21 protein-coding genes are annotated in these 23,473 nt (G+C 69.0%); 3 read left to right on the forward strand and 18 right to left on the reverse strand.

Annotated elements, in window-relative coordinates; genetic code table 11:
* Nucleotides 1–4 precede the first annotated feature (4 nt).
* The 5 genes from D7Y04_RS15480 to mxcK all read right to left on the reverse strand — a co-directional run bounded on the left by D7Y04_RS15480 (nucleotide 5) and on the right by mxcK (nucleotide 6,485).
* Complete coding sequence (locus tag D7Y04_RS15480; RefSeq protein ID WP_121759807.1) at nucleotides 5–1,648, reverse strand: (2,3-dihydroxybenzoyl)adenylate synthase; 1,644 nt, start codon at nucleotides 1,646–1,648, stop codon at nucleotides 5–7.
* A complete protein-coding gene (gene dhbC / locus D7Y04_RS15485) occupies nucleotides 1,645–2,934 on the reverse strand; it encodes an isochorismate synthase DhbC (RefSeq protein ID WP_121759808.1) in 1,290 nt (429 codons plus the stop codon). Before dhbC ends, D7Y04_RS15480 begins: the two co-directional genes overlap by 4 nt.
* Nucleotides 2,935–3,020: 86 nt before the next feature.
* Nucleotides 3,021–3,794 carry a 2,3-dihydro-2,3-dihydroxybenzoate dehydrogenase gene (locus tag D7Y04_RS15490; protein ID WP_121759809.1) on the reverse strand — a complete coding sequence of 258 codons (774 nt, stop codon included), beginning with the start codon at nucleotides 3,792–3,794 and terminating at the stop codon, nucleotides 3,021–3,023.
* Between the two features lie 155 nt (nucleotides 3,795–3,949).
* Complete coding sequence (gene mxcL, locus D7Y04_RS15495; protein ID WP_121759810.1) at nucleotides 3,950–5,230, reverse strand: myxochelin B biosynthesis transaminase MxcL; 1,281 nt, start codon at nucleotides 5,228–5,230, stop codon at nucleotides 3,950–3,952.
* Between the two features lie 31 nt (nucleotides 5,231–5,261).
* Nucleotides 5,262–6,485: a myxochelin export MFS transporter MxcK gene (mxcK, locus tag D7Y04_RS15500; RefSeq protein ID WP_121759811.1), complete on the reverse strand. Its 1,224-nt coding sequence runs from the start codon at nucleotides 6,483–6,485 to the stop codon at nucleotides 5,262–5,264.
* 290 nt (nucleotides 6,486–6,775) lie between these two features.
* Between mxcK and D7Y04_RS15505 the strand changes: the two genes are divergently transcribed.
* Nucleotides 6,776–8,473 carry a dihydroxyacetone kinase family protein gene (locus D7Y04_RS15505; RefSeq protein WP_121759915.1) on the forward strand — a complete coding sequence of 566 codons (1,698 nt, stop codon included), beginning with the start codon at nucleotides 6,776–6,778 and terminating at the stop codon, nucleotides 8,471–8,473.
* Between the two features lie 6 nt (nucleotides 8,474–8,479).
* Here the strand turns inward: D7Y04_RS15505 and D7Y04_RS15510 are convergent, their stop codons facing one another.
* From D7Y04_RS15510 to D7Y04_RS15530, 5 genes are all read right to left on the reverse strand, one after another.
* On the reverse strand, nucleotides 8,480–8,950 hold the full coding sequence (locus D7Y04_RS15510; protein WP_121759812.1) for an NUDIX hydrolase: 471 nt from the start codon (nucleotides 8,948–8,950) through the stop codon (nucleotides 8,480–8,482).
* A 61-nt stretch (nucleotides 8,951–9,011) separates the two neighbouring features.
* Entirely contained in the window at nucleotides 9,012–9,482 is a 471-nt protein-coding gene (locus D7Y04_RS15515) for an NUDIX hydrolase (RefSeq protein ID WP_121759916.1), read from the reverse strand.
* A 39-nt stretch (nucleotides 9,483–9,521) separates the two neighbouring features.
* Nucleotides 9,522–9,995: an NUDIX hydrolase gene (locus D7Y04_RS15520; RefSeq protein WP_121759813.1), complete on the reverse strand. Its 474-nt coding sequence runs from the start codon at nucleotides 9,993–9,995 to the stop codon at nucleotides 9,522–9,524.
* Nucleotides 9,996–10,079: 84 nt separating this feature from the next.
* Nucleotides 10,080–10,550 carry an NUDIX hydrolase gene (locus D7Y04_RS15525; RefSeq protein WP_120598828.1) on the reverse strand — a complete coding sequence of 157 codons (471 nt, stop codon included), beginning with the start codon at nucleotides 10,548–10,550 and terminating at the stop codon, nucleotides 10,080–10,082.
* Nucleotides 10,547–11,743 carry a DUF2380 domain-containing protein gene (locus D7Y04_RS15530; protein WP_233601432.1) on the reverse strand — a complete coding sequence of 399 codons (1,197 nt, stop codon included), beginning with the start codon at nucleotides 11,741–11,743 and terminating at the stop codon, nucleotides 10,547–10,549. Before D7Y04_RS15530 ends, D7Y04_RS15525 begins: the two co-directional genes overlap by 4 nt.
* A gap of 525 nt (nucleotides 11,744–12,268) precedes the next feature.
* Here D7Y04_RS15530 and D7Y04_RS15535 point away from each other — a divergent pair.
* Nucleotides 12,269–14,380, forward strand: a complete 2,112-nt coding sequence (locus tag D7Y04_RS15535) for a M43 family zinc metalloprotease (protein ID WP_233601433.1) — start codon at nucleotides 12,269–12,271, stop codon at nucleotides 14,378–14,380.
* Nucleotides 14,377–14,700 carry a hypothetical protein gene (locus D7Y04_RS15540; RefSeq protein ID WP_121759815.1) on the forward strand — a complete coding sequence of 108 codons (324 nt, stop codon included), beginning with the start codon at nucleotides 14,377–14,379 and terminating at the stop codon, nucleotides 14,698–14,700. Before D7Y04_RS15535 ends, D7Y04_RS15540 begins: the two co-directional genes overlap by 4 nt.
* 2 nt (nucleotides 14,701–14,702) lie before the next feature.
* Here the strand turns inward: D7Y04_RS15540 and D7Y04_RS15545 are convergent, their stop codons facing one another.
* The 8 genes from D7Y04_RS15545 to D7Y04_RS15585 form a co-directional block, all read right to left on the reverse strand.
* A complete protein-coding gene (locus D7Y04_RS15545) occupies nucleotides 14,703–16,214 on the reverse strand; it encodes a PH domain-containing protein (protein ID WP_121759816.1) in 1,512 nt (503 codons plus the stop codon).
* Complete coding sequence (locus D7Y04_RS15550) at nucleotides 16,204–16,689, reverse strand: PH domain-containing protein (RefSeq protein ID WP_121759817.1); 486 nt, start codon at nucleotides 16,687–16,689, stop codon at nucleotides 16,204–16,206. The genes D7Y04_RS15545 and D7Y04_RS15550 overlap by 11 nt, the downstream gene beginning before the upstream one ends.
* Nucleotides 16,690–16,754: 65 nt before the next feature.
* Nucleotides 16,755–17,447, reverse strand: coding sequence for a VOC family protein (locus D7Y04_RS15555; RefSeq protein ID WP_121759818.1), 693 nt, complete (start codon nucleotides 17,445–17,447; stop codon nucleotides 16,755–16,757).
* Between the two features lie 44 nt (nucleotides 17,448–17,491).
* A complete protein-coding gene (locus tag D7Y04_RS15560) occupies nucleotides 17,492–17,791 on the reverse strand; it encodes a PRC-barrel domain containing protein (RefSeq protein ID WP_171809533.1) in 300 nt (99 codons plus the stop codon).
* A gap of 175 nt (nucleotides 17,792–17,966) precedes the next feature.
* Nucleotides 17,967–19,658, reverse strand: a complete 1,692-nt coding sequence (locus tag D7Y04_RS15570; RefSeq protein ID WP_121759819.1) for an ATP-binding protein — start codon at nucleotides 19,656–19,658, stop codon at nucleotides 17,967–17,969.
* Between the two features lie 199 nt (nucleotides 19,659–19,857).
* A complete protein-coding gene (locus D7Y04_RS15575) occupies nucleotides 19,858–21,228 on the reverse strand; it encodes a multicopper oxidase family protein (protein WP_199749668.1) in 1,371 nt (456 codons plus the stop codon).
* On the reverse strand, nucleotides 21,206–22,624 hold the full coding sequence (locus tag D7Y04_RS15580) for a TolC family protein (protein WP_233601434.1): 1,419 nt from the start codon (nucleotides 22,622–22,624) through the stop codon (nucleotides 21,206–21,208). Before D7Y04_RS15580 ends, D7Y04_RS15575 begins: the two co-directional genes overlap by 23 nt.
* Before the next feature lie 135 nt (nucleotides 22,625–22,759).
* Entirely contained in the window at nucleotides 22,760–23,413 is a 654-nt protein-coding gene (locus tag D7Y04_RS15585) for an isoprenylcysteine carboxylmethyltransferase family protein (protein WP_121759820.1), read from the reverse strand.
* Nucleotides 23,414–23,473 lie beyond the last annotated feature (60 nt).

The raw sequence follows: 23,473 nt of genomic DNA on the forward strand, positions 1-23,473 counted from the left end.
TGTTTCAGGGAGAAGGAGTGGAGAGGGACTGGCGCAGGCTGTCGCGCAGCGCCTTCTTGCTGACCTTGCCGACGCCCGTCTGCGGGAAGGCCGCGACGAACTCGATGCGGTCGGGGATCTTGAACGACGCCAGGCCACGCTGGCGCAGGAAGGCGTTGAGCGCGGAGGGGGCGGGGGCCTCGCCGCGGGGGATGACGACGGCGCAGGTGCGCTCGCCCAGGAACTTGTCCGGGATGGCCACCACCGCCGCGTCGCTGACGGAAGGGTGCGCGAGCAGGTGGTTCTCCACCTCCTCCGCCGCGACCTTGTCGCCGCCCCGGTTGATCTGATCCTTCGCGCGGCCCTCCACCACCAGGTAGCCCTCGGGCGTCAGGCGCACCAGGTCGCCCGTGCGGTAGAAGCCGTCCGTGGTGAAGGCCTTGGTGTTGTGCGCTTCCGCCTTGTAGTAGCCGCGGATGGTGTACGGCCCGCGCGTGAGCAGGTGCCCCGTCTCACCGGGCGCCACCGGCACGTCGTCGTCGTCCACCACGCGCAGCTCGTCCGCGTCCGACATGGGGCGGCCCTGCGTTGTGACGATGAGCGTCTCCGGGTCGTCCAGCCGCGTGTAGTTCACCAGGCCCTCGGCCATGCCGAAGACCTGCTGGAGCCCGCAGCCCAGCGTGGGGCGCACGCGCGCGGCGGCCTCGTCGCTCAGCCGGGCGCCGCCCACCTGGAGGACCTTCAGGCTGGACAGGTCGTGCTTCTTCGCCAGCGTCGAGTCCAGCCACACCATGGTCAGCGGGGGCACCAGCGCGGTGACGGTGACACGCTCACGCTCGATGAGCGGGAAGGCCACGTCCGGGCTGGGGCTCATCGCCATCACCGCCGTGCCGCCCACCTGGAACGTGCCCAGCACGCCGGGCGAGGACATGGGGAAGTTGTGCGCCGCGGGCAGCGCGCACAGGTACACCGTCTCAGAGGTGAACTGGCACACGTCCACGCTGGCGCGCAGGCTGTAGATGTAGTCGTCGTGCGTGCGCGGGATGAGCTTGGGCACGCCGGTGCTGCCGCCGGACAGCTGGAAGAACGCCACGTCGGACGGCGACGGGCCCTCCAGCGCCTCCAACGTCAGGGGCTCCGCGGGCACGGAGCCGAGCGCCGTATGCGCACCCGCGTCACCCAGCACCAGCACGTGCTTCAACGTGGGCGTGGCGGCCTTCACCTGCTCCGCGAGCCCCCGGTAGTCGAAGCCACCGAAGCGCTCCGGGATGACGTACGCGACAGCTTCCGTGAAGGCGCAGAAGTAGCCGATCTCCGAAGCGCGGTGCGCCGGCAGCGCGAACACCGGCAGCGCGCCCATGCGGAACAGCGCGAAGATGACCTCGTAGAACTCCGGTACGTTCGGCAGCTGCACCACCACGCGGTCACGCACACGGATGCCCAGGGCGTGAAAGCCCGAGGCCATGCGGTCCACGCGCGCGTCCAGCTCCGCGTACGTCCAGCGGTGCGTGCCACCCACCAGCGCCACGCGCGACCCGAAGTCCCGGGCGCGGTCGCGCAGAAGCTGACCGAAGGTCTCCCCGCGCCAGTAACCGGCCTCGCGGTAGCGCTGGGCGAAGTCCTCCGGCCATGTGGGGCAGCCGGGCAGGTGTTCCTGCGCGGTGCTCACGGCTGCACCTCGAGGCCCAGGCCCATGGCCTGGAGCATGGTGCGGAACTTGGCCTCGGTCTCCGCGAGCTCCGCCTCCGGCGTGGAGCCCACGACGATGCCCGCGCCCGCGAACAGCCGCAGGGTGCGCTCGTCGGCCTCCGCGCAGCGGATGGTGACGGCCCACTGACCGTCGCCGTTCGCGTCGCACCAGCCGACGGTGCCCGTGTAGTAGCCGCGGTGGAACGGTTCGATGTTCCCGATGGCCTCGTGCGCCAGCGCCGTCGGGTGACCGCACACCGCCGGGGTGGGGTGCATGGCCAGCGCCAGCGTCAGCGAGGTGATGGACGGATCCTTCAGCTCACCGGTGATGCGGCTGGACAGGTGCCACATCGTCTGGGTGCTCACGAGTGACGGGCCCTTGGGCACGTCCAGCGTCTTGCAGAAGGGCCGCAGCGCCTCCGCCACCGCGTCGATGACGACCGCGTGCTCGTGCAGGTCCTTGGGTGAAGCCATCAGCCGCGTGGCCCGCGCCGTGTCCTCCACCGGATCCGGGCTGCGCGCGGCGGAGCCCGCCAGCGGATTGGCCAGGACCTGGAGGCCGGAGCGCGCCACCAGCAGCTCCGGGCTCGCGCCGATGAGCGTGCGCCGTCCCGCGCCAGGGGCCGCGTCCGCGTGCTGCGGCAGGTCCACCGCGAAGGTGTACCCATGCGGGTTGCGCCGGGCCAGGTTGTGCAGGAGCTGCCGCAGGTCCACCGGCGCCGCGGTGTCCACGTGCAGGGAGCGCGACAGCACCACCTTGCGCAGCGGGCCCTCCTGCATGAGCTTCAGCGCCGCCGCCACGCCGTCCTTGTACGCGGAGGGCTCCGGCACGGGACGCAGCGTGTACTGACCGGCCAGGGGAGACCGGGCCGCGGCGGCCGCGTCGAACACCATGGGCCCCGCGCGCTGGAGGGTCATGGGCACCACCAGGTGCGCGGCCACCTTGCCGTCGAAGGGCACCGCGCCCACCGCCACCGGGATGTCATGCGCCGCGTCCCGCGAGGCGTTGAGCACCGAGGCCACGCGCTCCGGCAGGCCGTCCAGCGAGTTCGCCCCGCCCGCATCCGGCACCGTGGCGAACACGCCGCGCGCCAGCATGGTGCGCTTGGGGGACGCGAAGAAGAACCCGCCCGCGTCGTAGTCGCGCAGCAGCCGAGCCGCCAGCGCCTCCTGCTCCGGCTCCCGCGCCACGGCCGGCGCGCCCACCACGCCGTCCACCGTCCGCGCGTCCGTCTGCCGTTCAACGATTTTGGTATCAGGAATCATTCTCAACTCGGGGCGATTTGGGGGGAAGGACCTGCGTCCATCCGGGGAGGGAAAGTCAGGGGGAGGAGGCGGACGTCGCGGGCGCGCTACACGCCCAGCGTGGCGCCGCCGTCGATACACAAATCGTGCATCGTGATGTGTCGGGCCTGGTCGGACGCGAGGAACACCACGGCGTCCGCGATGTCGTCCGGCGTGGCGATGCGCCGCAGCGGGATGCCCGTGCGGTAGGTGTCCAGCGAACCCTGGATGACGCGCGCGGGGCCGGACTCGTCCGTCCACATGCCCCGCTGCATGGCGGTGTCGGTGGAGCCGGGAGACACGACGTTGCAGCGGATGCCGTGCTCAGCCAGCTCCAACCCCAGGCACTTGGTGAACATGGTGGAGGCGGCCTTGGACGCCGCGTAGGCCGCCATCTGCATGCGCGGCACGCCCGCGGCGTTGGAGCCCACCGTCACGATGGCGCCGGAGCGGCGGGGCACCATGTGCCGGGCCACCGCGCGCGAGACATGGAACACGCCGTGGGTGTTGACGGCGAAGGTGGACATCCAGTCCGCGTCGCTCTGCGTGAGCACGGACCCCATGCGCAGGATGCCCGCCACGTTGGCCAGCACCTGGATGGGGCCCAGCTTGGAGTCGATGTACGCGATGGCGTCCTCGATGCCGTCCTTGTCGCGCACGTCCACCGGGAACGCGGTGGCCTTCAGTCCCTGCTGGCGCAGCTCCGCCACCAGCAGCTCCAATCCCGCGGCGTTCTGGTCGAACACCGCGACGGGCATCGTGCGCGCCAGCTTGCGCGCCACCGCCGCGCCAATGCCTTGCGCCGCGCCCGTCACCACCGCGTGTCCCGTCATCGAAGCCATCCGCCGCTCGCCTGGATTGTTTGAATGAAAATGAGAACCATTCTCATTTTCCAGGCCGGGAAGTGCCATGGCCACGAATTCCTGTCAAGGTGACTGATGCAGGGAACCGCCCGATGTCTGGCTTCACGGACGGTGGTTGAGCGAATGTTTCAGGCTCAGGCGGCGCTGGCCTTGGCGGCGGCCGTCTCGCGGAGCACCTCGCCGGCGGCGGCGATGGTGTGTTCAATCTGCTCCGCAGTGTGCACGGCGCTGATGAAGTTCAGGTCGCGGCGGAGGATGACACCCCGGCGAGCCATGCCGGCCTGGAAGGGGATCATCTTCTCGATGTGCTCGGGGATGACCTTGCTGAAGCGGAAGAAGGGCACGGCGTCGTAGCCGATGACCTCCAGGCTGGAGCCCGTCTCACGCGCGTGGGCGTTGACGCCGTCGCGGAGGCGGCGGCCCAGGTTGGCGATGTGCTCCACGTAGTTCGTGGTGCGGTATTCCTTGATGACGGCCTCACACACGGCCAGTGAGAGCATCTCGCCGCCGAAGGTGGTGGACACCTGGAGCTCGCTCAGTCGCGACAGATACTTCTCCGGGCCCGCGATGGCGGACAGGGGCATGCCCGCGGCGATGCCCTTGGACAGCGTGACGAAGTCCGCCTGGACGTTGAAGAACTGCTGCGCGCCGCCCAAAGCCAGACGGAAGCCGGTGACGACCTCGTCCAGGACGAACAGCACGCCGTGCTTCGCGCAGGTCTCCTTCACCTGGAGCAGGAACTCGCGGGTGACGGTGCGGTTGTACGGGATGGCCAGCAGCACGCAGGCCAGCTGGGCGCCGTGCTTCTCGATGTGCTCGATGAGCGCGGGCTCGTCCGGGGGCGTGAAGAGGGGCAGGCGGGTGGTGAGCTTCGCCACCGTCGGGGGCACGCCCGGGGTGTCATACATGAAGTGGTCGTGCCAGCCGTTGTAGCCCACGGTGACGATGTGCTCGCGGCCGGTGAGGTGGCGCGACAGGCGCACGGCGGCGGAGGTGGCGTCCGCGCCCGTCTTGAAGAAGCGGGCCATCTCCGCGCCGGGAATCACTTCCACCAGCGCCTTCACGGAGGAGACCTCCACCGGCGTGGGCAGCGAGTGGATGATGCCTTCCGCCAGGTGCTTGCGGATGGTCTCCGCGACGGCCGGGTGGTTGTGGCCCAGCATGTTGGCGCCCAGCGCCTGGATGAAGTCGATGTACTCCTGGCCGTCCGCGTCCTCCACCAGGGCGCCGTTGCCCTTGGCGAGGAACACGGGGAAGGCGCCGGGGGCGAAGTGGTCCGGCTTCTTCATCATCGTCTGCGTGACGCCGGGGACCCACTTGCGGGCCTCGGCGAGCAGCTGGTTGGAGCGCTCCAGCTTGATCTCACCCACGATGGGGCGAGGCAGGGATGGGTGACGGGGTGCTGTCTGGGACATGGAAGGGTCCTGGTGAGGGGTGAAGAGGGATTCAGGGCGCGGGCGTCGCGTCCAGCCGCACGGCGCGGCCCACGAAGGTCCACAACAGCCCGAGCGCGAGCGCGGAGATGGCCACGGCCAGCCAGCCCAGCTGCGCGAAGCCGATGAGCGTGCCGTCCGGGCCGGTGGTGAGCAGGAGTCCGCCCATCCACGCGGCGAGCCCGGAGGCCCCGTCGCTGGCGGCGATGTTGACCGCGAGGTAGCGGCCCCGGATGGACGGCGGCACCTGCGATGCGACCAGCGCCATGGTGGGGATGGCGCGGCCGGAGGTGAGCGTCATGAAGAGCACGAACACGACGGCCACCACCGGCAGCGGAGACGGAGGCAGGTGGGTGAAGAGCAGGTGCGGCGCCATGGTGGCGACGAGCAGCAGCGCCAGCGCGCGAGCAGGGCCCATGCGGTCCGCCAACCGGCCAATCCAGCGCGAGCTCACGAAGGTGGCCGCGCCGCCCGCCAGGTACACCCAGGGCAGGTCCGTGAGGGACAGGCCGACGTTGCCCACCATGAAGGCGCCCAGGTAGGGGATCAGCAGGAAGCTGGCGAACACCACCGTGAAGGTGAGGCCCCAGCCCATGGCCAGCCGGGGCGTGAAGCCCGCGGTGGCGGAGGCGCCGGACGCCTGGGACAGGTGCCCGTCCACGCGAGGCAGGAAGCGAAGCAGCAGCAGCCACACGAAGCCCGCGACCGCGGCGAGGACGATGAACGGCGCGCGCCAACCCCCGAGGTTCGCGAGGCCCAGACCCAGCGGCACGCCCGCGACGGCGGACAGCGCGTAGGCCGTCATCACGGTGCCAATGGCCTGGCCCCGGCGCTCCGCGGGCACGGTGTCGCTGACGATGGCGATGACGACGGCGCCCATCAGCCCCGCGCAGCCTCCGGCGACGGTGCGAGCGACGAGCAGCCCCGTGGCCCCGGTGGCCGCGCCGCACAGGAGGGTGGCGATGATGAAGCCCGCGTAGAGCATCAGCAGCGTGCGCTTGCGCTCCAGGCGATCCAGCCAGAACACGCCCAGCACGCCCATGGCCGCGGACGCGAGCGTGTACGCGGACACCAGCGCTCCGAACCGCGTCGCCGACAGCGAGAGCCGCTGCATCAGCAACGGGCCCAGCGGCATCAGCATCATGAAGTCGACGACGTGCGTGAACTGCACCGCCGCGAGCAGCCACAGCAGCGTGCGCTCACGCGGGGCGGGGGATGGAGCACTCAAGACAATCACCTGAATCCAGATACACGTCGGCCATGGCCCGGCCCGGCAATGCCAGGCGAAGCTCGGCCGGGCCCGGGCGCACTTCTCGCCGGGCCGCCGTGTTTTTGTTACAGCTCAGCGAATGATAATGAGAATCATCCTCAGAAATCTCCCGGAGTCAATGGGAAAGCGGGTTCTGTGACGCAAACGTCTCTCCACGGCCTTGCGGCGTACGTCCGGCTTGACGGGCTGCGATGGGGGCGGAAGGGTCGGTGTTGGAGCGCAGTCCATCCCCGTTCGTTCCGACCCAGGAGTCGATGGTGAAGAAGCTCGTCAACGCGCCGCGCGCGGTGGTCCAGGAGATGTTGGAGGGGTTCGTGGCGCTGGCGCCGGGCCAGGCGTTGTTGGAGGGGGAGACGGTGGTGGTGCGCGCGGACGTGCCGGCGGCGCTGGGGGCGAGGAAGGTGGCGGTGTTGTCGGGTGGGGGCAGCGGCCACGAGCCAGCACACGCGGGCTATGTGGGGACGGGGATGCTGCACGCGGCGGTGGCGGGGGATGTGTTCACGTCACCCAGCACGGATGCGGTGCTGGCGGCGATCCGAGCGGTGGCGGGGACGGCGGGGGCGCTGCTCATCGTGAAGAACTACACGGGGGATCGGCTCAACTTCGGGCTCGCGGCGGAGCTGGCGCGGGCGGAGGGGATTCCGACGGAAGTGGTGGTCGTGGCGGACGACGTGGCTCTGCGGGACACGGTGGAGCCCGAGCGGCGCCGGGGCATCGCAGGCGTGGTGCTGGTGCACAAGGTGGCGGGGGCCGCCGCGGCGGCGGGAGCGTCGCTGGCGGAGGTGGCGCGCGAGGCCTCGGAGGCGGCGGCGGCGCTGGGCAGCATGGGCGTGGCGTTGGGGCCGTGCACGGTGCCGGCGGCGGGCCGGCCGGGCTTCACGTTGGGGGAGGGCGAGGTGGAGTTGGGGCTGGGCATCCACGGCGAGCAGGGCGTGCGTCGCGTGGCGTTGCAGCCCGCGGACGCGCTGGCGGACACGTTGTTGTCGACCATCGTGGAGGACCGGAAGGTGGGCCGGGGCGACCGGGTGGCGTTGATGGTGAATGGGCTGGGAGGCACGCCGCCCATGGAGCTGGCCATCGTGACGCGCCGGGCGCTGGTGTTCCTGGCGGAGCGGGGCGTGACGGTGGAGCGCGCGTGGCAGGGCACGTTCCTATCGGCGTTGGAGATGCCGGGGTGTTCGCTGACGTTGCTGAAGGTGGATGACGCGCGGCTCGCGCGGTTGGACGCGCCGACGGAGGCGCCAGCGTGGCCGGGGCGAGGGCAGGTGGTGACGCGGCGCCAGGTGGTGCCCACGCGCGCCGCGCTGCCGACGGTGAAGGGGCATCCGAAGCCGCAGCCGATGATGCCGCAGGTACGGGCGGCGGCGTTGGCGGTGGCGGACGCCTGGGACGCGGCCGAGGCTCGGCTGACGGAGCTGGATAGCAAGGCGGGGGATGGGGACCTGGGCTTGAGTCTGGCGCGTGGCGCGGCGGCGATCCGCGCGTTGCCGGAGGGGGCGTGGGCCACGCCGTCGGGTGCGTTGACGGAGTTGGGACAGGCGTTGCGCCGGGCCATTGGTGGCAGCTCCGGGCCGTTCTACGCGACGGCGTTGCTACGAGCGGCGCGCTTCCTGGCGAGCAAGCCGTCAGACGCGGCGGCCTGGGCGAAGGCGTTCGAAGTGGGAGTGGAAGCGGTGTCGGAGCTGGGCGGGGCGAAGCCGGGAGACCGGACGATGGTGGATGCGCTGCACCCGGCGGCGGTGACGCTCGTGCGCGCGGTCCGGGAGGGGAAGACGCTGGGGGAGGCGTGGGTGGAGGCGACGCGCGCGGCGGAGCAGGGCGCGGAGGCGACGTCGAGCATGTCGCCGCGACTGGGCCGGGCCAGCTACCTGGGTGAGCGCGCGAAGGGGGTTCCGGACGCGGGGGCGGTGGCTGTCGTGATCTGGATGAAGGCGCTGGATGCGCGCGCGGGGTGACGCGGATCAGGCTTCGTTGTCGGGCAGGAGCGTGAGGAGGAGTGCGTCGTCAGGGCCGAGTGGGCGCCAGCCGGGTGGAGGTGGCGTGGCCCTGAGCGACGCCATGACCTGATCCGCACGCTCCTGATACGCGTCCGGAATGTAGGCAGCCCACGACCCGAGCGCCTTTCCGATCTGGAATCGAGTCGCGTCGTCCACGACAGCTGGCCATCCGTTGGGGAGACTCTGAGACAGCAGGCGTGCCAATGCATCTCGCACGAAACGTGTGACCTGCTTGCATTGCTCTGCCTCGGCAAGCAAGCCGCTCAGCAACTGCACGCCAGCGACATCGTGCTTGCCTAGTTCCTCCGCCAGCACCACCAGAGGTACGGCAGGCCGCGCATTGGCGAATGCGGTGAGGGAGTCATAGCCACGTTCACGGACCCGCTCGTAGAGGCGGGCCTTCCAGTTGCCACGCCACGCGCGTCCGTCGGCCATCACTGAGTCCTCGAGAAGAAGCGAATCTGGATATCGTCGTCCGTCGGGTGCTCTGCGATGATCATGCCTCATCGTCTGGCAGAAGCATGAGAAGCAGTTCGTCGTCCGGACCGAGTGGGCGCCAGCCGGGCCGTGGTGGTGTCGCGAGGAGTGAGTCTCCCGCGCGGCTGACACGCGCCTCATGGGTTTCTGGCGTGAAGGCGCCCAAGCGGGCAAGCAGCTTGATCGCCTGGAACCGGGTCGCCTCATCCATGATGACTGGCCAGCCCTCGGGAAAATCCCCTGCCAACTCGCGCGCGAAGACATCGCGCAGAAGGCGAGTCACCTGCTGACGCTGCGCCGCCTCGGAGAGCAGACCCTGGAAGACCTGAATCGCGGCAGCATCGTCCTTGCCGAGCTCCGCTGCGAGTTTCTGCAAGGGCACGGTGGGACGCGAGTTGGCGAAGTCCGTGAGCGAGGTGTGACCGCGTTCGCGGACTCGCTCATAGAGTCGAACCTTCCAGGCTCCCTGCCACGAGTGTCCGTCGGTCATCGTTATCTCGTAGGTACGAGGCATGACGGAGCTGCGCGGTCAGGCTTCATCGTCTGGCAGGAGTGTGATGAGCAACGCATCGTCTGGATCAAGCGGGCGCCAGCCAGGAGGTGGTGGTGATGCCAGGAGCGCATCTCGAACCTGCTTGACCCGCGCCTCATGCGTTTCTGGGGTGTAACTGCACCAACGTGCGAGTGCGTGGGCGAGAGTGAATCGGTTGTGGTCGTCCACAATCACCGGCCAACCATCGGGGAAGTCCTCGAACAGTTCTCGTACAAACTGGCTGCGGACCAATCTGGTGAGTTGATGGCTTCGCTCGGCCTCCGCAACCAGACCGCTGAAGACCTGCACCCCGGCAATGTCGTCCTTGCCTAGCTCTTCAGCCAATTGCACGAGTGAGGCCGTGGGACGCTCCTCCGCGAAAGCGGTGAGCGAGTCGTAGCCGCGCTCGTGGACGCGCTCATATAGTAGGCGGGTCTTCCAATCTCCCTGCCACGAACGACCATCGGTCATCGTTGTCTCAGGCGAACGAGGCCCATCGACTCAAACTTTCGGAGCATCTGTGTGAAGGCGCTGGGTGGACGCGGTTCTGCGCGGTCAGGCTTGCCTGTCCGGCATGAGTGTGAGGAGCAGCGCGTCGTCAGGGCCTAGCGGGCGCCAGCCGGCTGGAGGCGGGTAGGCGCGTAGAGCCGCCATGAGTTGATCCGCACGCTCCTGGTGGGACTCAGGCGTGTAACCACTCCAGCGACCGAGCGCCTTGGCGACTGCGAACCGCGACGCGTCATCCATCACTGCTGGCCAGCCTTGGGGAAGGCTTTGTGAAAGCATGCGCACGAGTACACCGCGTACGAACCTCGTCACCTGGTTTCGCTGCTCCGCCTCGGTGAACAGCCCACTCAGGATCTGGGCTCCTGCGATGTCGCCCTTCCCCAGGTCCTCTGCCAGTTCCACCAGAGAAGCGGTAGGGCGCGTTTCGGCGAATGCGGTGACTGAATCGTAACCGCGCTCACGGACCCGCTCGTAGAGACGCGCCATCCAGTCTCCATGCCATGAGCGTCCGCTGGTCATCGCCTTCTCCCTGAAGTGAATCGCATTGGAATCTCTTGGTCATGCATGGTCTCGGCGACGATGTTCAGGATCTCAGTCCGCGTCAATGTCCGGCCAGCTTCACGCTCTGCCGTGGTCAACGTGCGCATGATCATCTGATTCCACTCCCTGGGCCACAGGCGTCCCAAGCGCCAGTCGCCACCTCCGTGAATGGCCTCGTGGTGGGACTGCTCCATCCGGACGCAGAACTGGTCAATGCTCATCTCGCCCGTGAACCCGCGCTTCTCGAACCACTCGCGATGCTCCTGCGGCAGGACGTGGTGCTTCGGTGCGCTGGACATCCCGGCTCCGGCCCTGCCGGTCTCGTGCATGGCGCGGACTTCGGGACTGTCCCCCAGTGCCTCGCGCACACCCTTGGGCAGGTCCTGCTTCGCCTGCGCCATCAGAACCTGACCCGCGTGGATGCGGACCGCCGCGCTGACGACAGGCGCGGAGATGACGCCCGCCTGCACCAGCCTGCGCATCCGCTCGACCCACTCGGCGGTGACGACGATGCGCGAGCCCAGCATCACGCCTCCCGAGCCCATCACGAGCCCGACACCGAACGTGACGGGAGCGGCGGGGGGCGGCCTTGGCAGCGTCGCCTTCAGGGCTGAAACCAGCGTGAGCATTTCGAGGAACTGGGCCGCCGCGACGACCCGCCCGCCGCGCTCCATTGCTACGTGTGCGCCTTCCTGGATGGTCTGAAACTCCCGGGTGAGTTGCCCCATCAACCCGGGCATCGAGGCCGCCGTGGCCTGCACCTTGTCGGGGTCCATCGACGCGAGCGCCGTCATGGCGGGCTCGATCCGTTTCCGCACACGGTCCAGGTCCACGAACAGCCGCTCGACTCCGTAGAAGGGGCACTCCCGTTGGATGACCTCCGCGAGCCGCAGGAAGTCGAGCCACGTGGTCAGAAGCATCGCTCCGGACATGACGGCCTCGATGCGCGGACCCGTCAGGCGGAGGATTCCCGCTCGCATGTCCTCGTCCTCGACCGTCTCCGACGCGTCCGCGAGCGAAGTGACTCTCGCTGTCGCGCCCCGCAGCCATGGCACCTGGATGGAGCCATAGTCGGTGTACCGGGTGAAGACGCCGTCGGAACCTCCCAGTCCCTTCGTGTTCGCCGCGAGCCTGGGGAGCGTCCGGGCGATGCCATCCACCGTGTCCTTCACCTCCCCAAGGACTTCGGTGACGGCCTGATGGGTGAAGGGAACGGACGATTGCCCGCCTATCCGGGGCCGCGTGTCAGGGGATCGCCGACGCTCCGGCGAGCCATCTGGTGCGAAGGCCGCCCTCTGGCGAAGCACACGCGAACCGCTACGGCGCTCAGGCGCCTCCACGCCCGCGCATCCTGAGACAATCAAGACCGCGCACAGCGCCAAGACCCCTTCGCGCATGGGCTTCTCCTCAAGGGGCGCAAACCCTTGCGACGTATTGGCAGCCCCACCACGTTAGCGGAAGACGCCAGGTCTGGAGGCTCGATGAAAGACTCACGCAAGGATGGAATGAAGAACCCTACACCCCGCGCTCCACAGCAAGGGGGAATGTCCCGGGGAATGGGGAGGGCCGACACCCAGGCAATGGGCGGCAAGGCTGCCACCAGTCAGGGGAGCCGGATGCCAGGCGCCATGGGCGGAAGCTCGGCAGGTGCCATGGGCGGTGGCATGGCCGGGGGAGCCGCGCCAGGAATGCGGGCGATGAGCCCCTCCACCGGCAATGGTGCTGGCAAGGGTGGGCATGGCGGCATGGGTCCCCGGGACGGCCCGCCGAGGCCCCTGCGCAAGTGCGGCACCATGGAGGTTCATCGCCGCCTCCTCAGCACTCTTCCCGATTACGTCAAGGCACGAGACCGCATCGAGAACCTGGCGCTGGCCTTTCAGCGCGGACAGCGAAAACAGGAGCGCCAGGGCGTCGTCCAGATTCCTGTCGTGGTCCATGTCGTCTGGAATACCGCGCAGCAGAATATCTCTGACGCGCAGATCCAGAGCCAGATGGACGTGCTCAACCTGGACTTCCGGGAGAAAAACCCAGACATCTCACAGGTTCCCGCGGCATTTCAGGGCCTGATCGCTGACGCGAGGGTGGAGTTCTTCCTGGCCTCGCGCGCACCGGATGGGAGCCCCACCCAAGGAATCACGCGGACCCAGACGAACACCGCGTCCTTCCAGAGTGACGACCGGGTCAAGTCACAGGCAACGGGCGGAGCCGACCCATGGCCTGCCGACAGGTACCTCAACCTCTGGGTCTGCAAACTCGCGGGCGGACTCCTGGGATATGCCCAGTTTCCTGGAGGGCCACCGGCCACCGACGGCGTTGTCATCACCTACACCGCCTTCGGTACGACAGGGACGGCGGCGGCTCCGTTCAATCTTGGGCGCACGGCGACGCATGAGATTGGCCACTGGTTCAATCTCTATCATATCTGGGGAGATGACGGGACCGGCTGCAAGGGGTCGGACGAGGTCCCCGATACTCCGAACCAGGCGGGGCCGAACACGGGCGTCCCGAGCTTCCCTTGCATCAGCTGCAACAACGGACCGAACGGCGACATGTTCATGAACTACATGGACTATGTCGACGACCTCAGCATGGTGATGTTCTCGCTGGGGCAGGTTGAACGGTTGGATGCCTGTCTCGATGGACCCCGACAGTCGTTCCTCACCGAGTCGGTTCCGCGGATCACTCCCGCCGGGCCCATCGTGTCGTGGGGCGCCGACCGACTCGACATCTTCGTGCAGGGAATGGATTCGGCGCTGTACCACAAGGCCTGGGACGGCACTGCCTGGCGCCCCTCCTTGACGGACTACGAGTCCCTGGGTGGCAGATGCAAGAGCCTCGCGGAGGTCGCATCGTGGGGCCCGGACCGGCTCGACGTCTTCGTGCTGGGAATGGACTCGGCGCTGTATCACAAGGCCTGGGACGGCACGGCCTGGTGGCCGGCGCCCACCGACTGGGAGGGATTGGGCGGCCTGTGCGGGAGTCCTCCAAGGGCCTGCTCCTGGGGACCGGACCGGCTGGATGTCTTCGTGCTGGGAGCGGACTCGGCGCTGTACCACAAGGCCTGGGACGGGACTGCCTGGTGGCCATCGCCCACCGACTGGGAGGGGCTGGGCGGCGTGTGCGGGAGTCCTCCGGCGGCGGTCTGCTGGGGCCGGGATCGGATCGACGTCTTCGTGCTGGGAATGGACTCGGCGCTGTACCACAAGGCCTGGGACGGGACTGCCTGGTGGCCGTCGCTCACCGACTGGGAGGGGCTGGGCGGCCTGTGCGCGAGTCCTCCGACGGCGGTCTCCTGGGGCCCGGACCGGCTGGACGTCTTCGTGCTGGGAGCGGACTCGGTGCTGTACCACAAGGCCTGGGACGGGACTGCCTGGTGGCCGTCACCCACCGACTGGGAGTCGTTGGGCGGCCTGTGCGCGAGCGCCCCGTCGGTGGTCTCCTGGGGGCCGGGCCGGCTCGACGTCTTCATGCTGGGAACGGACTCGGCGGTGTATCACAAGGCCTGGGATGGCAATGCCTGGTGGCCGTCACCCACCGACTGGGAGTCGCTGGGCGGTCTGTGCGCGAGTCCTCCCAAGGCGGTTTCCTGGGGGCCGGACCGGCTCGACATCTTCGTGTTGGGAACGGACTCGGCGCTGTACCACAAGGCTTGGGACGGGACTGCCTGGTGGCCGTCACTCACCGGCTGGGAGTCGCTGGGCGGCACTCTCGCGACATTGCGTGAAGGCGTCCTGGCGGCACCCCTGCCGTTGCCGCAGGCGGCGCGTGACATCCGTCCCACGAGCACGGGCATCCACGGGCGCGCATGAGCTCGCTACCCACATCCCTCTTCCGCCGCTGGGGGCATTCCTTCGAGGAGGATGCCCCCGGGGCGACAGCGTACAGGCCGGCGGACTACGCGTTTCCGCGGGCACGTGGCCGTGGCGGCATCGAGTTCAGGCCCGATGGAGCATTCATCGAGTGGGCCATCGGGCGGGGGGACGCCGCGCAGCCCATCCAGGGACGCTGGACGGACGAGGGGAATGGCCGCCTGCGGATCCTCTTCGACGGAGACGTCCATCCAGCCCAGACGTTGGAAGTCCTGGAGGTCAATGACTCCATCCTGCGGTTGAAGCAACGGCGGGCGTAGGCCTATCCGGGAAGCCGTGCAGGCGAGATGCGCCGCGCGGGACGCCGGGCCGGAAGCACGCCGATGAGCGACTGGGCCTCTTGCCAGCCCACGCCAGGCAGGACGACGTGGGAGCCCGCCACGTCGATGCGCACGTGTCCAATGCCGTAGCCTCGCTCCAGTGGCCCCTGTATCGCGCGGGCAGACTGGATGCGGGAGCGCTGCACCACTGTCGTGCGCCTGCGCCAGAAGCCCTGGCGCACCACCACCAGGGCTTCCGTGATGAGCCATCCCTGGAAGCGCCAGTCGAACCAGGCTCCCAGCAACTGCGCGGGCAGCAGCAGCCACGCCGTCGCGCCCCATGCTCCCCAGAACCAGGTCGCTGGCGCCGCTACGAGCACGCTCAGGCCCACCGCGCGGATCCGTGCTCGCAGCAGTGCCTTGGGATGCGCCCGCTGGAAGGGCATGGCGTCGGGCAGCTCCGGCACGAACTCCCGCAGCAACTCCGGCATGCGCGCCGTGGGCACCACTGGCACCAGCAGCTCCGCGCGGTCGGCGGCCTCCTTGCCCGTGCGAACGCCCGCTGTCTCCACCTCCACCGAGCCGAAGCCCAGCGTGCGGCGCAGGAACGGTTCATCCAGCACCACCTGCTGGATTCGCGCACGCCGCACCGTCACCTGCCGGCGGGTGATCAGCCCTCCCACCGCTCGCAGGTGCGTGCCCGTGTCGACCAGCCGGAAGCCATGGAACTGCAACACCGCTCGCGCGCCACTCACCAGCCACAGGCCGAACAACCCCGCGAGCGCCGCCACCGTCGCGGCCAACCAGCCCATGCCCGGCGCCGCCACCGCGTCCCAGTGCGCTTCCATCCATGGCAGCAGCAGCTTGTGGAAGGTCTCGGTGATTTCATGCAACGCGCCCATCACCACCGCGATGACGCCCAACCCCAGCGCGGTCGCGCCGTAGAGCAGCAGGCCTCCCAGGTGGGCCTCGGAGAGCATTCGCTCCTCCGGTGCGGCTTCACCGGGCAGGAGCACCGCCGCCGTGCGTTCGCCTTTCACGGCCTGGAGCGCGTGGATCAACGCCTGTGCATCCTCCGGCGTCAGTCCTCGCAGATGGCCGTCCGCCTTGCCTCCGGAGGCCGTCTCCACCTTCACCTCCACCAGCCCGAGCAGCTTCGACACGAAGGGCTGCAAGACCTCCGTGTTCTGCACCCGCGCGGCTTCGATGAAACGTGAGGTACGCGTGAAGACGCCGGACCGGATCTCCAGTTGGGCATCCACCACGCGGTAGCTCGTCGTGGCCACTTCATAGAGCCCGGCGGCGAGCAGCAGCATGGCCACGCTCAGCACCATCACCCAGAGGACCACCGGCAGGCCGCGCTCACCCGCGAAGTAGGTGGGCAGCAGCGCGCCCAGGAGCATGCGGCCGATCGTCGCCGACAGGGGCACCAACGCCGCGAGCGGCGCCTTCGCGCTCAGCCGCTTCCAGGACACCTCCTCCGGCGGGGCCAGCGCCACCGGCTCAGACGACATCGTCGGCCTCGCGCCGCACCAACCGCTCGCGCAGGGCGTCCGCGGTCTCCCGCGTCAGGCCGGGAATCTCTCCGTCCGCGCCACTGCCCGCGGCCGTGTAGATCTGCAGGCGCGCGAGCCCCAGTGACCGCTCGATGGGGCCCTGGTGCACGTCCACGTGCTGGATGCGCCCCGCCGGGATGGACACCACTTCGTGCAGGAGTACGCCGTGGGAGATGACCAGGTCGTGCTCACGCAGCGCCCAGCCCCAGCGCTCGTGCGCGCGTTGCGGATACCACGCCGTCAACACGCTCAATCCCAGCACCACCGCGCACGGCAACAGGAACGGCCAGTGCTCGTTTCCAGCGAAGCTCAACCCCAGCGCCACGGCGAACGCGATTCCACCGTAGATGCCCATGCGCAGGAGCGCCCGGATGCGGAACAACGTGAGCGCTCCACGAGGAAGGCGTTCCAGCGTCGGCAGAGGGGCGGTCATGGGGAGCCTCCGAGGGGACCGCGAATCTACTCCATCAAGCCTGTAAAGCTGAACAGGGCTTCATGTTACGGCGCCTGACGCAGGCCGAACGCGGCGCGGTGCGGGTCCTCACACGGCGCGACGCGTGTTCCATCGGGCATGACATGCGTGCCGTTGGCCACGAGCCCTCCTCCCTCGACGACCGCCGCGAGCGCCCGGTCCAGGTCGTCGACAGCGAAATAGAAGAGCCAGTGCGGATGGATGTGCGGGAGGCGCGCGGTGCTACAGGCCGCCCCCACGCTGCGCCCATCCTCATGCCAGGTGAACTGTTGATACGTCCCGACCTCGGGGGACAGCTGGAGTGCTTCCGTCGGCCGCCAGCCGAACAGGCCGCTGTAGAGGCCCAGGGCGCGGGCATGGTCGGCCGTGTGCAGTTCGTGCCACGCCAATTCCGCGTGTGTGTTCCGCCCGGCCCGGGAGGTCAGTGCGACCACCGCGCCCAGCGGATCCCGCAGCACGGTGGAGGCGATGCCTTCCGTGGACTGCCTGGGCGGCCCGAGCCGCTCCGCGCCGAGCGCGACGAAGCGCTCCACGGAGGACTCCAGGTCGGGAACGTGGATGTGTCCCAGCCAGTGACTCGGAGCACCCCGGGCGGCGGCGGCTTCGGGCAGCAGGGAGACTTCCCACGCGACGTCCATTCCCAGGACGTCCAGGTAGAAGCGCCGCGCCTCGCCGGGCCTGGGGGAGCGCAACTCGTACCAGCAGAAGCCGTTCTTCATCGGGCTTCTCGTAGTGGACGGGCCCGGAGGAAGTAAAGCCGTGCTCAGCTGGGGGCGCTGGCGGAGTCCTGGGAGAGCACCTCACGGAGCTCATCGATGCTGACGGAGAGGAGCACGGTGTCACTCACCGAATGCACCAGTCGCGTCGGCACGTAGATGCGCCCCGCGTGGAAGTAGTTCCAGTAGACGCCGAACTGCTCGGAAGCTTCCGAAGTCAACTTCACCTGGATGGTGTCGATCTTCCAGGTCTCGCTGTCGATGGACAGGGTCTCCACGTTCCCGAGCGCCTGGCCTCCGGCCGCGACGACCATGCGGCCCTGGGTGACGCTTTCCGCGAATTGCATGGGGGCTGTTCCTCCGTTCGCTCACAAAGGTGGGGATGCCGCGAGCGAAGTGCCGTCATCCTTCCGCGCGGGGGACGGACGGGGCTCCGCATGCCTGCCCATCGCAACAGGCGTGAGCCGGATGAGCTTCATCCGGTCGAGCAGCCGCATGAACTTCCTTCGTGTCAGCCTCCTGTCAGGGGTGGCCCGAAGCCCGTCCGGCGAGCTCCGCCCCGTTCGGGTCCGCCTGGAACGGGCGGGCGTCCCAGGGCAGCACCAGGCGGAAGGTCGTTCCGGTGTCGGCGTCGCTCGTCAGTTCGACCCTTCCGCCGTGCGCCTGGGCGCACCCCCACACCAGCGTCAGTCCCAGTCCCCAGCCCTTCGACGGCCCCGTCTTCGCGGAGCGGGTCCGGATGAAGGGCTTGAAGATGGCCTCCTGGTCGGCACGCGCGATCGCCGGCCCCTGGTTGTGCACGGAGACTTGCGCTTGCGCGCCGGTCGCCGTGACGGTGAAGGTGATGCGGCTGTCGGCCGCTCCGTACTTGAGGGCGTTGGTGCCCAGGTTCCACAAGGCGCGGCGCAGCTCCTCGGCGCTCCAGATGCCCCGGACGTGCTCCTCCGCCTCGAGCATGAAGCGCTCTCCATGGAGCATCGTCAGCTCGTCGACGACATCGTGGGCGATTCTTCCCAGGTCACATGTGTCGAGCCGGAGCGGCAGCCGTTGGCCCGCATGGATGCGATTGGCGTCGAGCAGGTCCCGTACCATCTGGTCCGCTCGTTCGATGTTCCGGTCGATCCGCAGCGCCAGGTCGCGCCGCGCCTCCAACTTCTCCGGAGCCCGGAGGAGCGCGTGCGCCCCCATCTTCGCCGTCGACAAGGGGCCACGGAGATCATGGGCCAGGATGGTGACGAACTGCTCGCGCAGGCCGCGCTCGGTCTCGAGCGCTTCGACCTTCTCCTGGAGGTTCGCGTACAGCCGGGCGTTCTCCAGGTGGACGCTCAGGTGCTGGCCCAGCGTCTGGAGCCGCTGCTTCTCCCGGCCGGTGAACTCACGGGCGTCGGTCCGTCCGACGTAGAGCACGCCCATCAGGGCCCGGTGGGCGGGCAGCCGGACCCCGAGCACGGAGTGGATCCCTCCCTGGCGGAGCGACTCGCTCACCTCGAGCGTCGTGGTCGTGGCATCCCGGAGGGAGCAGGTCTCCTCGCCCGCCGCCACGATGCTGCCGGGAAAGGACCTGGGGTCCAGGGAGGTCGCGTAGTGCTCCAGTTGCTCGTTGCCGGCTCCCGTGGAGGCCGCGGTGACCAGGCGCTCGTCCTCTGGCGCGTACAGCAACAAGGCGCAGGTCTGGGCGCCCATGGCCTCCAGGATGACCTCGAGCAGCTCCTTCAATTGGTTCCGGCTGCTCGGTTCGTCCAGCCTGAGCGCCTCGCTGGCCACCTTCTGGAGGAGCCGCAGGTAGCGCTTCTCCGTCTGTTCTTCCTCCAGCAGGTGTTTGCCGAAGAGGTCCGCGACGGACTCCATGGCGACGTGCAGCTCGGTGTAGAGCTGCTCGACGTCATGCCCGTCGGGCTGCTCGTCTGGAGGCGTGTTGGCCCAGGTCTGGGTGATGCACCGCCCCAGGATGGCGAACTCCTCGACGACCTCCGCCACATGGAAGCCCTGGCGAAGCCGTGCGGACACATGGCTTTCAACGTGCTGCCGCTGCTGGTTGTCGCCATCACCGCCCGATGCCCGCGCTTCCGCGAGGGACGCGAGATAGATGGGCATGACGTTCCTGAACTCGGGCTGTTCCAGGCCACGGGCGGATGCGGCTCGGGTCGCCTCGTCCATCCAACACTGGATGATCTCCGAATGATGGCTCCGGATGATCTCCGCGATGCTCGCCATGGTCCTTCCCCTGTCAGCAGAATCCCTTGGGGCCACACAATCCCCGGCGGATTCCAGACACGAGCAGCGCGGCCGCCAGCGGGCATTGCCAGGCAATTGATACAAAGGTGGCCGTCGCGGACCCCTGATGCAACAGAAGGACCGATCAGGGAGGCATCTGCCCCATGGCAGCAGGCAGTCGTAAGGGCGGCCTGGCTGCCTAGACGTCGATGCCGTCCCGCCGCAGCTCGTCCGCATGGGCGAGCTGCGCCAGCGTCCCCGGCGGGGGCGTGTACCAGCCGGGATCGCCCTCTGCCTCCAGCCGGTCGCGGACCTTGAGGATCGTGAACATGCCTCCCATGGTGATCTCGTCGTAGGGGCCCTTGCCGCCGACCATGGGAATGGAGTTCGCGGGCATGGGCATGTGATGCATGCCCGCCATGTCCCCCATGCCCGTCTGCCCCATCGTCATGTAGCCGGGCAGCAACGGGCGCACCTTCGCGTCCAGGCCTCCAGGCTTCACGCCGACCATGTTCGGCAGGTCGTGGCCCATCTGGTTCATCACGTGGTGGGTCATGTGGCAGTGCATGGCCCAGTCCCCGGGTTCGTCCGCCACGAACTCGATGGTGCGGGTGCTTCCCGTGGGCACGAGCACCGTCGTCTCCGGCCACTGCGCGCTCTCCGGGATGCGGCCTCCGTCCGTGTCCGTGATGCGGAACTGGTAGCCGTGCAGGTGGATGGGGTGGTGGTCCATCGCGCTCAGGTTGCCGAAGCGGATCCGCACCCGCTCGCCCTTGCGCACCACCAGCGGCTCCGTGCCCGGGAACGCCTTCGCGTTCATCGTCAGGATGTTGAAGTCCGTCATCTCGTTGGGGTCCGGACGCCGCGTGCCCGGGTCGATGCGCCACTCGTGCAGCATGATGGCGAAGTCGCGATCCACCCGCGGCCCCACCGGCTTACGCGGGTGGATGATGAACAGGCCCACCATGCCGAGCGCCATCTGCGTCATCTCATCGTGGTGCGAGTGATACATGCACGTCCCCGACTGACGCACCGTGAACTCGTAGCGGTACGTCTCGCCCGGCGCGATGGCCTTCTGGTTCAGCCCGCCCACGCCGTCCATGCCGCTGGGGGTGAGGACGCCGTGCCAGTGCACCGTGGTGGACGCGGGCAGCCGGTTCGTGACGTAGAAGCGCACGCGGTCGCCCTCCACCACCTCGATGGTGGGCCCGTGCACGTGGCCGTTGTAGCCCCAGCACGTGGCCTTGAGGCCGGGCGCGAACTCGTGCTCCACCTCCTGGGCCACCAGGTGGAACACCTTCACGCCGCCCACGTTCTTCCACGGCAGCTTCGCGCCGTTGGGCACGACGACAGGACGGTAGCCGTGGCCCGCCGTGGACGCTTCGCGCGGGGCCTTCGCGGCGGGCACGGTGGATTGCGCCTGGGCGGCGCGGCCATGCATCAGCAGGGCGCCCGTCGCCAGCGTCGCGCCCGTGCGCGCGAGCAGCCCGCGGCGCGTGAGCGAGGGAGCTTCGGTCCGCGTGTCCTCGGCGGGGCCCTGGGTTTCGTCAGTGGGCTTCATGGTGCTCATGGGTGGGCTCGGGAGAAGGAGTGGGAGTGGGGGCGGGAGCGGCGGTGGACGGCAGGCGTCCTCCCACGAGCCGCTCGAGATCGGCTCGCGCCATCCAGTAGTCGCGGACCGTCTCCAGGTACGCCCTCCAGGCTTCCACCTGCTCGCGTCGCGCGAGGAGGAGGCCGGGAAGGCCGATCTGCATGGCGTTGTACTGGCGTTGTGACTCCTCGACGATGGTGGTGCGCAGCGGGAGCACGACCTTCTGGTATCGCTCCGCCATGTTCCGCAGCGTCACCAGCTTCGCCCTCGCCGCGCGCACTTCCGAGCGGGCGTTGACGGCCAGCTCCGTCAGCCGGTTCTCGCCCTGGCGGTGCTGCGCCTCCAGCTTCGCGATGAGTGCCTGACGTTGATCGAAGATGGGCAGCTCCAGCGACAGCGTGGGGCCCAGCAGCCGCGGACCGTTCGCGTCGCGGTGCGTGTGCACGCCCACCTCCACACGGCCGAAGAAGCGTGTGCTGCGCGCCAGCTCCAGTGCGTTCCACAACAGCGACGTCTGCTTGCGGGCGGCGTCGATGTCCAGCCGCTGCTCGATGGCCAGCGTCTCCAGACGCTCCAGCGAGGACTCGGCGGCGGGGACCTCCGGCAGCTTCCGCGCCAGCGTCCACTGGACCCGCGCGCCGTACAGGCCCATCAGGCGGTTGAGGTGTTCACGCGCTTCGACCAGCGCCAGCTCGTCCTGCGCCAGCTCCAACCGCGCCTGCTCCAGCGCGGCCTGTTCGGTGGCCAGGGCCAGCACGGTGATGTTGCCCGCGTCGCGTTGCCGGTTGGACAGGTCCGCCGCCGCGTCCGCGGCCTGGAGCACCTCGCGGCGCAGCGCGACCAGCTGCTGCCGGGCCTGCATCTCCGTGAACGCCTGTCGGACCTCCGCCGTGGTGGCCAGCGCCTCGTGCGCGACGCGCAGCGTGTCCGCCTGGAACTGCTCCTTCGCCACGCGCTTGCGCAGCGGAAGAGTGAAGAGGTCCACGAAGCTCTGGACGATGGAGAACTCGGTCTCGTTGATGCCATCCGAGGACAGGGGGAAGCCGATGCTCCCGTCGAAGGACGGGTTGGTGAGCAGCCCGGCCTGCACCATGTCCGCCTGGGACACGCCCAGCTCCTCGTACGTCGCCTGGAGCGCGGGGTTGTTGAGCAGCGCCACTTCCACCGCGCGGTCCGACGTGAGGTCGCCGGCCAGCAGGGCATCCAGGTGTTGCTGCACCTGCGCGTCCTCCGGCGTCCCCTGATTCCAGCGCGTCTTCAAGCCCGTTCGCTCCTCCACGAGTGCCGCCACTTCCATGTGGCCGCGCTCCTTCTGGATGGACGCGCAGCCACCGAGCAGCAGAACCACGAAGAGCCAGGGGGATTTCCAATGCACACGAGACCTCGAAAAAGGATGTGCCCTGTTGAGCAAGGGTCGGGCCATCACGTCAGGTAGCGCAACCCCACGGAATGACGGCGTCCGGAGGAACACGCTCGCATGGGCACTTCGTGCGAGGTGTGACCGCCAACGTCACACTGTGATGCGCGGCGCGGCGTCCAGGCCGGGCGCTTCGAGCCGCCCCACACCGGGGATGAAGCGGCCCACGCGCGCCGCGTAGCGCTGATAGGTGTCGCCGTGCAGGCGCAGCAGGTGCTCCTCCTCCAGCCGCACCTGGAGCGATACCAGCAGCACGTAGTCGAGCCAGCCCATCACGGTCCACGCGCTCGGGGTCGCGAGCGTCATGCCCGTCACCACGACGAGCATCCCGCTGAAGATGGGGTTGCGCACGACGCCGAAGAGGCCTCCCGTCACCAGCTCCGTCCGGTCCGAGTCGATGCCGATGCGCCACGACGCGCCCATCTCCACCTGGGCCCGCACGGTGAAGATGAACCCCACGGCCACCAGGGCCCAGCCCGTCCACCGGAGCGCGCCAGGGACCTGCCACACGCCCAACGCCTGCTCTCCGAAGGTCAGGTGCGCCGCGCTCCAGAGCACGATGGCCCCCATGAACAGCGCCATGCCCGCGCCGATGACCCGCTGGAGCGGCGGGCCGGAGCGGTGCAGCACCAGCGCCGGGCGGCCCGTGCGGCGGCGCAGGCGCACCGACGGTAACACCATGGCGAAGAGGAGGAAGGCGAGGGTGGCGGCGGGCAGGGCTGGCCGGGTGAAGGTGGCGACGTCCATGGGAGACCTCCAACTGCGTTCCCCCAGGCTGACGCCCGGCCCCGCGCGCTCTTACACCTG

This window comes from Corallococcus sp. AB038B (assembly GCF_003668955.1).
Taxonomy (GTDB): domain Bacteria; phylum Myxococcota; class Myxococcia; order Myxococcales; family Myxococcaceae; genus Corallococcus; species Corallococcus exiguus.